This is a genomic window from Pseudarthrobacter sp. PS3-L1 (assembly GCF_030063285.1).
In the GTDB taxonomy this organism is placed as follows: Bacteria; Actinomycetota; Actinomycetes; order Actinomycetales; family Micrococcaceae; genus Arthrobacter.
The window spans coordinates 333,903-345,905 of the sequence record NZ_JASISU010000004.1 but is presented as its reverse complement, the minus strand read 5'-3'; the positions used below and the strand labels follow the sequence as shown (position 1 = coordinate 345,905).

The following is a 12,003-nucleotide window of genomic DNA, read 5'->3' as shown; positions in this document are numbered from 1 at the left end:
GGCATTTCACCCACAGCTGCCCCGTGCCAGCTGTTCTACACGGCACCGAAAAAGCTATGCTGTCCCTGTTGTGGTTCTATTTTCTCTGGTGGCTACACACGCCGACGTCGATCTTGAAACTGTTGCTCAGCTGAGCAACGGTTCCTCCATGCTTGCCACCGCGGCCCTCTCGGAATCCTCGTCCGTTTCTGGCGCAGTGGTGCTCGCAACCTGCAACAGGTACGAAATCTATGGCGAAGCGCCACACCCCGATGACATCGAAAATGCCCGCGCGGCATTGGTCAGCCGGGTCAGCGAAGTCAGCGGACTGAGCGAACACCTCGTCTCGCGGTCCTTTAATACCCGGACCGGGCCAGCAGTGACAAAGCACCTTTTCGCCGTCAGTGCGGGCCTCGACTCCGCAGTCGTGGGTGAACGCGAAATCGCTGGGCAGGTGCGCCGGGCACTGATCACAGCCCAGAATGAAGGCACTGCCAGCGCAGGCCTGGTGCGGCTTTTCCAGGCTGCTTCCAAAACCGCCAAGGACGTTGGAGCGCAGACAGCACTTGGTTCACGGGGACTGTCCATTGTCTCGGTTGCCCTGGAACTGGCCACCGACCTATCCGAGAATCCGGACTGGACAAACAAGAAGGTTGTCCTTTTCGGGACTGGCGCCTACGCCGGGGCCACCATGGCACTGCTGCGTGAACGCGGCTGCACTGACATCAGCGTCTTTTCTTCGTCCGGGCGCGCCCAAGGCTTTGTCTCCACGCGAGGCGGCACTGCACTGGACAGCAAAACCCTCCGCCCTGCCGTCGCGGACGCCGACATCATGATTGGCTGCAGCGGATCGGACACCAGGGTCGAAGCTGAGGAACTGTCGCAGGTGCGGGCCGGAACGGACCGCCCCCTGATTGCCATTGACCTGGCCCTCACCCACGATTTTGACCCTGCCGTTGGCGAACTTCCGGGAGTGGAACTCCTGACCCTGGAATCGGTGCGGCTGGCTGCTCCTGAGGAGCAAGCGGACGCGCTGACGCGCGCCAGCACCATAGTTTCCGGCGCTGCCACATCATTTGAACAAGCCCGCGAGTCCCGGGCCGCCGACTCCGCGATTGTTGCCCTTCGCCGGCACACCATGGGTGTCCTGGATGCTGAAATGGAGCGGGTCCGTGCCAAGCACGGCTGCACCGCGGCTGCCGAAGAAGTCGAGTTCGCGCTGCGTCGCATGGTCAAGCAACTCCTCCACGTCCCCACCGTCCGCGCCCGTGAACTTGCCGCCCAGGGCCAGCAGGACGATTACGTCATGGCGTTGGAAACCCTCTACGGCATTACCGTAGAGCAGCCCGCCGAAAAATCTTCTGCTCAATGCCCAGTCACCCAGACCGGTGGCGGCAACACTGCACACCTTCCAGACGAGCTCCGCGGGACCGCCTAGCCCCTCCTGGACCCAGTGCACTGGCCCGCCTCAGTAGACCGGCTTGCCAAGCTCCACATCTCTGATCCATGCCAAGATGCCGCCTTCTAGGTGGCTGACCCGCTCATACCCTGCGTCCTGGACTGCGGCAAGAACGGCTGCGGAGCGCGTTCCGGCCTTGCAGTGGAACACAATGTCGCGGTCACGGGGTAGTTCCGCCCAGGCCTCTCCCGCCAGGATCCGCCCCTGTGGGATCAGGCGGGCGCCGTTGATGCTAACAATCTCGTGCTCCCCACTCTCACGCACGTCCACCAGGTCGAAGTTGCGCAGTCCAGCCTGGCGAGCGGCCAGCATGGTGGCCAGCTGCGCGGCCGTGACTGAATGCCCGGCGTCCGGTTGCTTGGCAGGAGCAATTCCGCAGAAGGCCTCGTAGTCAGCGAGTGCCGTGACTCTTTCGGCCGCCGGATCACGCAGCACGCGGATCTCGCGCCAACTCCCGCCCAGCGCATCAAAGAGTGCCACCCGGCCCAGCAGGGAACGTCCGACGCCGGTAATCAGCTTCACTGCCTCCGTCACCATCAGTGATCCCACGGCAGCGCAGAGCATGCCGAACACACCACCCTCACCGCAGGAGGGAACGGAACCCGCCGGCGGGGCTTCTGGGTAGAGGTCACGGTACGTCGGTCCGTACTGCTCCCAGAACACGCTGACTTGGCCATCAAAACGAAAAATAGATCCCCAGACGTAGGGCTTACCTGTCAGTGCCGCTGCATCGTTGACCAGGTACCGAGTGGCAAAGTTGTCGGCACCATCCAGAATGAGGTCATAACCGGAAAAGATCTCCACGGCATTGGTTGCGTCGAGCCTGACGTTGTGCAACTGGACGTCGACCAGGGGATTCAGTGCGGTGATGGAGTCCCTGGCAGATTCGATCTTGGACCGGCCAACATCGGCGACACCATGGATCACCTGGCGCTGGAGATTGCTCAGGTCCACGGCGTCGTCGTCGATGATTCCGAGTGTCCCCACCCCTGCGGCCGCCAGATACAGCAGCGCCGGGGAACCCAGCCCACCTGCTCCAATGACCAGGACCTTGGCGTTTTTGAGTCGCCGCTGTCCAAGCGATCCAATCTCGGGGATGATCAGATGCCTGGAATAGCGCTCTACTTCGTCACGGGTCAGATCCGCAGCTGGTTCGACCAGCGGTTTCAGGTGTGCTGGTGCAGCGGGCGCAGTCGGAGAAGAAGCCATGGTCCAATCTAAGCCGCCAGATACCGGCAGGTCATATTACTGGGAAGTAGTGTGGTCACAACTGCGAACGAAAGTAGGCCACCGTGGGCATTCAAGGACCGTCCGGATCACGGCCCTCCGGCACCAGTGATACCGTCCGGCTGGCAGCGCAGCCGCAGACTCGCCAGGCTGGCCAGCGATCCGCCAGGCTTCCCCGCGACGAGCGAAGGGCCCAGCTGCTCTCCGCCGCACTGGAGGTCTTTGTGGCCAGCGGGTACCACGGTGCGGCAATGGATGAGATAGCTGAGGCCGCGCGGGTCAGCAAACCAGTTCTTTACCAGCACTTTCCGTCAAAGCGTGACCTCTACCTGGCGTTGCTCGACAGTCATCTTGGTTCCCTGACCGAGCTGATGCTTGGCGCACTGAACTCCACCTCGGACAACGACGAACGTGTTCAGGCCGTGATGCGGGCGTACTTCCATTTTATTGCCCACGACGACCAGGCTCACCGCCTGGTCTTCGAATCGGACCTCATCAATGATCCCGATGTGAGTTCGCGCCTGGAAACCTTCAACAAGACTTTTGCTGATGCGGTCGCGGGAGTTATCGCCGAGGACACGAAGCTTCCCGCCCTCGAAGCCCAGCTCCTGGGCCGAGGACTCGCAGGAATGGCCCAGATCAGCGCCAGGTACTGGCTTGAGACGGACGGAAACCTCGATCTGGATGTGGCCAGCGACCTGATCTACCGTTTAGCTTGGCGCGGAATATCTCGCTTCCCCAAGGAGCCCTAGACTACAAAGGAAGAACGTCTATTTATCCTGATTGGCTGGGAGGCCCCGCAGTGGAAGTAAAGATCGGCATTCAGAACGTCGGCCGCGAGATCGTGCTGGAATCAAACCAGGATGCGGACACCGTAGCGAAACTGGTGGCTGAGTCCATCAAAGCAGGTACCGAGCTCCATCTGAAGGACGAGAAGGGACGCTTGGTCATTGTCCCCGCCAGCGTGCTCGGATATGTGGAAATCGGCGCACAAGAAGCCCGTCGCGTCGGGTTCGGCCAGCTCTGATCCGCCCTACCTGATCCCCCCGGAACCCGGTGGCATCACCACCGACACCTAGCATCGTGAAGAGGAGCCCGTATGTTGTCCCTGACAATCGTCACCCTGGTGGTGGCCGCAGCAGGCTTGATTGTCTGGGCCAGCGACCAGCGTCACGGTTCCTATGGCGTGGTGCTTCCGGCGGGCGCAGGCGTTGTCGTATCGACGCTGGCCTGGATCATCGCCATGTCTTTCGGCGCTGACTACCGGCCGGGGCTGACCTGGCTGCTGTGGATCGTGCCCATGGTGGCTGGAGTCGCGGCCGCACTGGCCTCGGCACTGGTTCTCGGAAGGCAACGTTCCAAAACTGACACCGCGCAGCTCACCAGTATCCTGCGGCGGGCCTGAGGCCATCCCCGCCTGACGGCCAACTGCAGGGCGCATCGAGTACGGCAAGGGTCCGGGGTCACTCCCGGACCTTTGCCGTACCCGACCAACCCACACAGGCGGGCAGCCAACCCGTGCCCTAGAGGAACTCGGCCCGTCCCTCCATGGCTGACGACGCAAGCGCGTGTTCGCGCCGCGGGATCCGCCCGGCCAACCTGGCTAGCCGCCCAGCTTCCACAGCATGCCGGAATGCCGTCCCCATCATCACGGGATCCTTGGCGCGTGTCACGGCGGTAGCCAATAGCACGGCATCACAGCCAAGTTCCATGGCAAGGGCAGCATCGGAAGCTGTACCGATTCCAGCATCCAGCACAATCGGGACAGAAGCCCTGGCGACAATCAGCTCAATGTTGTGCGGATTCAGGATTCCCAGGCCAGTGCCGATGGGTGCGCCAAGCGGCATGACAGCAGCGGCCCCGAGATTTTCTAGGCGCAGCGCGAGGACAGGATCATCATTGGTGTACGCAAACACCCGGAATCCACTGTTCACCAGCTGTTCGGCAGCATCCACCAATTCGACCGCATCAGGAAGAAGCGTGTGCTCGTCGGCAATGACTTCAAGTTTGATCCAGTTCGTCTCCAGCGCTTCCCGGGCGAGCTCAGCTGTCAGCACTGCGTCCCTGGCTGTGAAGCACCCGGCCGTGTTGGGCAGGACCCTGATTCCGTGATCCACCAGCAGGGAAAAGAGCGACCCGTTCTCGGCTGGCGAGTAGCGCCGCATCGCAACGGTGGTCAGCTCCGTTCCGGAAGCCAGTAGCGCGGCACCCAGTCCCTCCAGGCTTGGCGCGCCACCAGTGCCCATGATCAACCGGGAACCGAGGGAAACCCCGTCGATAACCAACTGGTCACCGCGGGCTGCAGCAGGCAGGGCCGGGCTCTGTTCTTCATGTGTCATGGTTCAGCCTCCCTGAACTGCAGAAACAAGTTCAATGGTGTCGCCCTCTGCGAGCGCAGTGGCTGACCACTGGCTCCTGGGAACCACCGTTGCATTGCGGGCGACGGCGACACCCAGCCTTCCGCCGTCCGGGGACAGGCCGCGGGAGCTCAGCATTTTGCCCGTTACCGCGCTGACAAGGTGACTGAGGGACGAGCCGTCTGTGACGGGATGCACCGAGCCATTCAGGATGATGTTCACGGGGTACTTCCTTCCTTCGCTGGGTGAGGCTCTACAGGAGTGGTGGGCGGTCTTAGGCCACGCGGTTGTGGGCCGGGCCCACGACCGCTGGGCTCGCTGAACCTGTCTGGACGGAAAACGTCCCAGGCGCTGTCCCCGTCGCCTTCGAGCAGGCTAACGCACTGCGCGGCAGCCGCAGTCGAGAGCAGGACACCGTGCCGGAAGAATCCGGTGGCAACAATCAGTCCTGGCACAGTGGGTTTTTGTTGGCCAGGGATTGCGCCAGCGGCAGGGCCCGGCGCTGCTGTGACCCTGCCAAGGAGTGGACCGTTGTCAGGTGTGGCTGGCCTGGGCCTGGAGGTAATTTCGAGTAGTTCCAGTTCGGCGACGGCCGGCACCAGGACCTGTGCATCACGGAGAAGCTGATACACCCCGCCGGCGGAAATGCCTGTTCCAAGGGGTCCCAGGCCAGGAACTGGGCCCTCTTCACGCTGGGTTGCCCCAATAACCACCGTGCCATCCTCCCTCGGGACAATGTAGACCGGGATTCCCCGGACGATTCCCCGGACCGTGGCGCGGACCAGCGGTTGCAGATGCTGTGGGACGGCCAGGCGCAGGATGTCTCCGTGCACTGGCCTGAGTGGCAGGTACAGACCCTGCGGAAGGGCGGCCAGATGCCCTGCCTGCAGTCCGTTGGCGACTATGGTCTCGCCTGCACTGACGATGCGGCCGGACGCGAGCTCGGTACCCGTGACCACGCCGTCTTTCCAGGTCAGGCCATGGGCATGGTCCCTGACGAGGTATCCGGACTGCAGCCCCTGCGTACTCCCCGGAGTGCCTGCGCTGCCGGCTGCCAGGGCTTCGGCAAGGGCCGCAACAACCAGCCTGGGATCAACCTGGTGATCTGCGGGAGCCTCGAAGGCACAGGTGATGCCCGGGCTGAGGAACGGCTCGCGGTTACGGGCTTCACGCACGCTCAACGGCCGCACCGAAAGACCCAAATTTTCCTGGGCGTCCCGGAGGTCGAGCAGTGCAGTGCGGTCAGCGGAGTCGGCTCCGACAGAGAGGGTGGGCCGGGTCTGGTATCCGAGGTTCATTCCGGTGCTCTGGCCGAGGTTGCCGGCAAAGGAGGGCCACAGCTGCGCGGCTCTGACCATGAGGGCCAGCAATTCTTCTTCCTGGTAGTGGAATTCGCTGACTGGAGCGAGCATGCCGGCAGCTGCCCAACTGGCACCGGCGCCCGGAGCTGGATCGATCAGCACCACAGAACGCCCGGAACGCTGGACGGCCCAGGCGATGGCATGGCCCACGACTCCCCCACCAATGACTGCGACGTCCGCCACGATCGGACCTGACCCTATCCGTTCAGGCACATCAGTCTCGTTCGGTTCAGGCACCTCCGGTTCAGGTGCCGGGCGTCCAGCTGGAGCGGGTCCAGTCGCCTGTGGTGTCGGAGAGGGTGCGTCGATGCGCGCCATGGGTTCCTTCCCTACGCCGGTACGAGCCGGATCAGGTCAAGCGGTCGGCTCTGTTGCCCTCTCAGCCCCTCACCGGATGTGGTCCGGGGCTCCCGCAGTACCCGGTCAGTCTAAACGAACTAAGCTGACGGCATGAACGCGCCGCTTTCCCTCTCTTCAGCCCGCCTTTACCTCTGCACCGATGCCCGCCGGGGGCGCGGGGACTTCGCCGATTTTGTGGAGGCTGCCTTTGCCGGAGGGGTGGACATCATCCAGCTGAGGGACAAGGGCATCGAGGCTGCGGAGGAGCTCGAGCTCCTCGACGTCATCAAGGGTGCCGCAGCCAGGCATGGAAAACTTTTCGCAGTTAATGACCGGGCAGACATCGCGGCACTGTCCGGCGCCCCGGTATTCCACATTGGGCAGAAAGACCTGCCCCTGCGGGCAGCCCGCTCGCTGCTGGACCCAGGGGTTGGGATTGGACTCTCCACCCACAGCCCAGCCCACGTGGACGCCGCCCTGGACGCAGCAGGGCGCACCGGCGGCCTGGACTACTTCTGTGTGGGCCCCGTATGGGCGACCCCCACCAAACCGGGACGCAGTGCAGTCGGTACGGATCTCCTCAGGTATGCCGCTGGCAAACTCGCGAGGCGCAGCACTTCGACCCCGGCCGTTCCGTGGTTTGCGATTGGTGGCGTTGACCTGGACACCGTCCACCAGGTGGTGGAAGCTGGCGCAACACGGATTGTGGTGGTGCGCGCCATCACGGAAGCTGCTGACCCGACGTCGGCGGCCCTTGCCTTGCGTGCGGCGCTGGGGAACGCGGACGATCACTGAGTCTGTTCCGCCACGCCACCTGTTTTTGCAGGTAGCCTGTCGAATGTGCCTCACCGTCAAGCGTGTCCCACCGTCCCTGACCACAGCACCGCCCTTTCCGCGGCGCTCAGCGCCCTGCGCGTTGAGCTGGAGCTTCCAGGGCCCTTTCCCCCTGAGGTCCTGGCGGCCGCGCAACAGGCAGTAGCTGAGCAGACGCTGCCTGAGCTTGACCTCACCGGCATCGAGTTCCTCACAATCGATCCGGCCACGTCCACCGACCTCGACCAGGCACTCTTCATTGCGGAGTCAGCGGCTGGGTATCGGGTTCTCTACGCCATTGCGGATGTTCCGTCCTTTGTGGTTCCCGGCGGACCGCTGGATATCGAAACCCGGCTCAGAGGGCAGACCTTCTATGCCCCCGATGGCCGGATCCCGCTGCATCCTGAGGTGATCAGCGAGGATGCCGGCAGCCTCCTGCCGGACCAGCTGAGCTCCGCATTTGTCTGGGATTTCCTGCTCACGGACGAGGCCGCGGTTCAGACGTTCACCCTCCGGCGCGCCAGGATCAGGAGCCGGGCCAAACTCAGTTACGCCGCGGCCCAGGAAGACCTTGACGGCGGCAATGCTGGAATCATCCTGCGGCTGCTGCGCGAGGTGGGACTCAAACGCATAGAGCTGGAACGGCAGCGCGGTGGAGCCAGCCTGAACATCCCGGACCAGGAGATCGAGTCGCTCCCAGGGGGCGCGTACCGTATTGTTGCCGCGCCGGCATTGCCCGTGGAGGACTGGAACGCCCAGATTTCCCTCCTGACGGGCATGGCCGCTGCTGCGCTGATGCTGGAGGGCAAGGTAGGCATCCTGCGCACCATGCCCGAGCCTGACGAACGGTCGCTGGTGCACTTCCGCCGCCAGAGTATCGCCCTGGGCATGCCCTGGGACACGTCGGTCAGCTACGGCGAGTACCTGCGCACCCTGGACCCCGCACACCCTCGCCAGCTCGCCATCCTGCACTCGGCCGGAACGCTGTTCCGAGGTGCCGGGTACACCGCGTTCGACGGCGACACTCCGGCGGCTACCCTGCAATCAGCAATTGGTGCACCGTACGCCCACGCCACCGCCCCGCTGCGCCGCCTGGTGGATCGTTTTGTGCTGGTCATCTGCGAGGCTCTCAGCAGCGGAACCGAGGTACCGGACTGGGCACGGGCGGCACTGCCCGAGCTGCCGGGGATCATGGCATCCTCTGACCAGCTAGCTGGCCGGATGGAACGGGCGGCCCGGGACACCGTTGAGGCGGCGCTCCTGGCACATGATGTTGGACACGAGTTTGATGCAGTGGTGATTGCAGGCGCAAAGCCTGCCAAGGACGACGCCGGACGCTCTCCCCGCCCGGCGTCCGCGCCAACGGGAACCATCCAGATCGTCGACCCGCCGGTCACTGCGAAGTGCTCCGGCGCGCTGGTGTCAGGACAGAGGGTTCGCGTCAAGTTGGTCCGCGCAGACATTGCCTCGGCCACCGTGCACTTCGAACTTGTTCCCCGTCCCACCGCACCAGGGGAGGTTTCCTGACGTCATGATGGCTCCCGCCACAGGTTTTAGGGAGTTTACGGATAGACTGCGGGAGTAGACATGGATGCCCGGTCGTTGATTTGCAGAATATGAAGTCAGCAAGCCCGCCCCTACGCGATCTTGAGATATACCCGCCGGTCCCAGTGCCGGTACTAGATAACCCGCGATCGGCTTCCACTGGAATAGCTTGAGCGTTTCTGGCGTACTCCGATGCAGCTTCCGGCCGCACCGTTGAGCAGGCCGCGCCAATGCCCAAAAGGAATAAGGAAACTCCCTGTGAGTGAAATTCATACGCACGAACTCCTGACCGATGAGTCTGGGAGCGAGACGATTGAGCCCGAAGAAACAATCATCTCCAGCGAAGCACCCCACGAAATTGCAGCCCAGACGTTCGCTGACTTCAAGGTCCGCGCCGACATCGTTGAATCCCTGGCTGACGCCGGGATCACCCATCCCTTCCCGATCCAGGCGATGACCCTGCCCGTTGCGCTGTCAGGTCACGACATCATCGGCCAGGCCAAGACAGGAACGGGCAAGACCCTGGGCTTTGGCATTCCGGCCCTGCAGCGCGTCGTGGGACGCGACGACGCCGGCTTCGACAAGCTGCCCGTGCCCGGCGGGCCGCAGGCACTCGTCATTGTGCCCACCCGCGAGCTCGCAGTGCAGGTAGCGAACGATCTCCAGACAGCGTCCGCCAAGCGCAATGCGCGCGTTGCCACCATCTACGGCGGACGGGCCTACGAGCCCCAGGTTGAAGCCCTGACCAAGGGAGTGGAGGTGGTTGTAGGTACCCCAGGGCGCCTGATCGACCTCTACAAGCAAAAGCACCTCCGCCTGGGCAACGTCAAGATGGTCATTCTTGATGAAGCCGACGAGATGCTGGACCTGGGCTTCTTGCCCGACGTCGAGACACTGATTGCCGGGACGCCTGCCGTCCGGCAGACGCTGCTGTTTTCCGCCACCATGCCAGGCCCGGTCATCGCTATGGCCCGCCGCTACATGACCCAGCCCACCCATATCCGCGCAGCAGACCCAGACGACGAGGGCCTGACCAAGCGTGATATCCGTCAGCTGATCTACCGCGCACACAGCATGGACAAAATCGAGGTTGTGGCCCGCATCTTGCAGGCCCGCGGCCGCGGCCGGACCATCATCTTCACCAAAACCAAGCGCACAGCTGCGAAAGTGTCCGAGGAACTGGTGGATCGCGGCTTCGCGGCAGCAGCCATCCACGGCGACCTTGGGCAGGGCGCCCGCGAACAGGCTCTGCGTGCTTTCCGCAACAACAAGGTGGACGTCCTCGTGGCCACCGATGTTGCAGCCCGCGGCATCGATGTTGATGACGTCACCCACGTCATCAACTACCAGTGTGTCGAGGACGAAAAGATCTACCTGCACCGCGTGGGCCGGACAGGGCGTGCCGGTAACAAGGGCACCGCCGTGACCTTCGTGGACTGGGATGACATGCCACGCTGGGGACTCATCAACAAGGCCCTGGGACTCAGTGTTCCGGAGCCGGTAGAAACCTACTCCTCATCCCCGCACCTGTACGCCGAACTGGACATTCCTGAGGGAACTAAGGGTCGGTTGCCCCGCGACAAGCGCACCCTGGCCGGCGTCAACGCTGAGGTCCTTGAAGACCTTGGCGAGACAGGCAAAAAGAACGCTGCTCCGCGCACTGGCGGACGGGATTCCTCCCGTGGCGCCAACAACAACCGGACCGAGAACACCAGCGGAAGCGCGGCGAGCTCCAGCCGCGACGGAAGTCGCGACAGCGGTGGCCGGTCCGGTGGCCGCGACTCGCGTCGCAACACCTCCACCTCCAGTTCCAACGAGACAGGCGCGCGCTCGGGAGAGCGCCGTCGTCGTCCGGCCCAAAAGGACAGTGCGTCCTCGCCCTCCACGGCAGCAGCCCCAGCCGCTGCGGTTTCGCCGCGCGAGGCCGCTGCTCCGGTTGCGGTTGACAGGGCCACACAGGCGCGTCGACGGGCCCGTACCCGGCGCCGCAACGGTGAGGTTGTCGGCGGTTCGGCAACGCAGTCAACACCAGAGGCTCCATAACCTCAATGACTGACTCCGTCTGGGCGCCGGACGGCAGCAACCTGGTGGTACATGCGGACAACGCACTGTACCTCCCAACGCTGCCGGACGGCGCCTTCACACTGATCTATGTGGATCCACCCTTCAACACCGGCCGTGTCCAGCAGCGCCAGGAAACCACCATGGTGCGCAACGCCACAGGTGATGGCGACAGGGTCGGCTTCAAGGGTCGCTCCTACGACACCATCAAAGGTGCGCTCAACAAGTACGACGATGCCTTCAGCGATTACTGGGCTTTCCTGGAACCACGGCTCCTGGAAGCGTGGCGGCTGCTCGCTGACGACGGCACCCTGTATCTGCACCTGGATTACCGCGAAGTGCACTATGCCAAGGTCATGCTGGATGCGATTTTTGGCCGCGAATGCTTTCTCAACGAGATCATCTGGGCCTACGACTATGGTGCCCGGGCCAAGTTCCGCTGGCCTACCAAGCACGACAACATCCTGGTGTATGTAAAGAACCCGGCACGATACCACTTCGACAGCGCGGAGGTGGACCGTGAGCCGTATATGGCACCTGGCCTTGTCACACCGGCGAAACGCGAACTTGGGAAACTACCCACCGACGTGTGGTGGCACACCATCGTGTCTCCCACAGGCAAGGAAAAGACCGGCTACCCGACGCAGAAGCCCGAGGGCCTGATCCGTCGGGTAGTGGCTGCCTCAAGTAGGCCCGGCGACTGGTGCCTCGATTTCTTCGCCGGTTCCGGGACCCTCGGTGCTGTCGCCGCGAAGCTGGACCGCAGGTTTGTTTGCGTGGACCAGAACCTGCCCGCAGTCGACGTCATGTCAAAGCGGTTGGGTGCGCAGGCAGAGTTCGTTTCGTTCCCTTCCGCCTGACG

12 protein-coding genes and 1 riboswitch are annotated in these 12,003 nt (G+C 63.5%); of the genes, 8 read left to right on the top strand and 4 right to left on the bottom strand.

Annotated elements, in window-relative coordinates:
• Positions 1 to 70: 70 nt before the first annotated feature.
• Positions 71 to 1,417, top strand: a complete 1,347-nt coding sequence (locus tag QMG79_RS12930) for a glutamyl-tRNA reductase (protein WP_283539000.1) — start codon at positions 71 to 73, stop codon at positions 1,415 to 1,417.
• Positions 1,418 to 1,447: 30 nt separating this feature from the next.
• Here QMG79_RS12930 and moeB read toward each other — a convergent pair whose 3' ends face one another.
• Positions 1,448 to 2,647, bottom strand: a complete 1,200-nt coding sequence (moeB, locus tag QMG79_RS12925) for a molybdopterin-synthase adenylyltransferase MoeB (RefSeq protein WP_283538999.1) — start codon at positions 2,645 to 2,647, stop codon at positions 1,448 to 1,450.
• 215 nt (positions 2,648 to 2,862) lie between these two features.
• Here moeB and QMG79_RS12920 point away from each other — a divergent pair, with 215 nt between their 5' ends.
• The 3 genes from QMG79_RS12920 to QMG79_RS12910 all read left to right on the top strand — a co-directional run bounded on the left by QMG79_RS12920 (position 2,863) and on the right by QMG79_RS12910 (position 4,070).
• Positions 2,863 to 3,417: a TetR/AcrR family transcriptional regulator gene (locus tag QMG79_RS12920; RefSeq protein WP_502934748.1), complete on the top strand. Its 555-nt coding sequence runs from the start codon at positions 2,863 to 2,865 to the stop codon at positions 3,415 to 3,417.
• Positions 3,418 to 3,467: 50 nt separating this feature from the next.
• Entirely contained in the window at positions 3,468 to 3,692 is a 225-nt protein-coding gene (locus QMG79_RS12915; protein WP_283538998.1) for a DUF3107 domain-containing protein, read from the top strand.
• Between the two features lie 72 nt (positions 3,693 to 3,764).
• Positions 3,765 to 4,070: a hypothetical protein gene (locus QMG79_RS12910; protein WP_283538997.1), complete on the top strand. Its 306-nt coding sequence runs from the start codon at positions 3,765 to 3,767 to the stop codon at positions 4,068 to 4,070.
• Positions 4,071 to 4,188: 118 nt separating this feature from the next.
• On the opposite strand, the gene QMG79_RS12905 is transcribed toward QMG79_RS12910, so the two are convergent.
• The 3 genes from QMG79_RS12905 to thiO form a co-directional block, all read right to left on the bottom strand.
• Positions 4,189 to 5,004, bottom strand: a complete 816-nt coding sequence (locus QMG79_RS12905; protein WP_283538996.1) for a thiazole synthase — start codon at positions 5,002 to 5,004, stop codon at positions 4,189 to 4,191.
• A gap of 3 nt (positions 5,005 to 5,007) precedes the next feature.
• Positions 5,008 to 5,244, bottom strand: coding sequence for a sulfur carrier protein ThiS (thiS, locus tag QMG79_RS12900; protein WP_283538995.1), 237 nt, complete (start codon positions 5,242 to 5,244; stop codon positions 5,008 to 5,010).
• Positions 5,241 to 6,701, bottom strand: a complete 1,461-nt coding sequence (gene thiO / locus QMG79_RS12895; RefSeq protein WP_283538994.1) for a glycine oxidase ThiO — start codon at positions 6,699 to 6,701, stop codon at positions 5,241 to 5,243. Before thiO ends, thiS begins: the two co-directional genes overlap by 4 nt.
• Positions 6,692 to 6,807: riboswitch (TPP riboswitch) on the bottom strand. It overlaps the preceding gene by 10 nt.
• Positions 6,808 to 6,833: 26 nt before the next feature.
• Between thiO and thiE the strand changes: the two genes are divergently transcribed.
• The 4 genes from thiE (at position 6,834) to QMG79_RS12875 (ending at position 12,001) form a co-directional block, all read left to right on the top strand.
• The gene (gene thiE, locus QMG79_RS12890) at positions 6,834 to 7,517 is read left to right on the top strand and encodes a thiamine phosphate synthase (RefSeq protein WP_283538993.1); all 684 of its coding nucleotides are present in this window, start codon (positions 6,834 to 6,836) and stop codon (positions 7,515 to 7,517) included.
• A 45-nt stretch (positions 7,518 to 7,562) separates the two neighbouring features.
• Positions 7,563 to 9,062, top strand: coding sequence for an RNB domain-containing ribonuclease (locus QMG79_RS12885; protein WP_283538992.1), 1,500 nt, complete (start codon positions 7,563 to 7,565; stop codon positions 9,060 to 9,062).
• Between the two features lie 276 nt (positions 9,063 to 9,338).
• Positions 9,339 to 11,123, top strand: a complete 1,785-nt coding sequence (locus QMG79_RS12880) for a DEAD/DEAH box helicase (protein ID WP_283538991.1) — start codon at positions 9,339 to 9,341, stop codon at positions 11,121 to 11,123.
• 5 nt (positions 11,124 to 11,128) lie between these two features.
• The gene (locus QMG79_RS12875; RefSeq protein WP_283538990.1) at positions 11,129 to 12,001 is read left to right on the top strand and encodes a DNA-methyltransferase; all 873 of its coding nucleotides are present in this window, start codon (positions 11,129 to 11,131) and stop codon (positions 11,999 to 12,001) included.
• The last annotated feature ends 2 nt before the right edge of the window (positions 12,002 to 12,003 follow it).

Excerpts from the sequence above, each read along its gene's own strand:
- QMG79_RS12910 (WP_283538997.1), top strand. The coding sequence starts at position 3,765 with ATGTTGTCCCTGACAATCGTCACCCTGGTGGTGGCCGCAGCAGGCTTG.
- moeB (WP_283538999.1), bottom strand. The coding sequence starts at position 2,647 with ATGGCTTCTTCTCCGACTGCGCCCGCTGCACCAGCACACCTGAAACCG.
- thiO (WP_283538994.1), bottom strand. The coding sequence starts at position 6,701 with ATGGCGCGCATCGACGCACCCTCTCCGACACCACAGGCGACTGGACCC.
- thiE (WP_283538993.1), top strand. The coding sequence starts at position 6,834 with ATGAACGCGCCGCTTTCCCTCTCTTCAGCCCGCCTTTACCTCTGCACC.
- QMG79_RS12875 (WP_283538990.1), top strand. The coding sequence starts at position 11,129 with ATGACTGACTCCGTCTGGGCGCCGGACGGCAGCAACCTGGTGGTACAT.
- QMG79_RS12905 (WP_283538996.1), bottom strand. The coding sequence starts at position 5,004 with ATGACACATGAAGAACAGAGCCCGGCCCTGCCTGCTGCAGCCCGCGGT.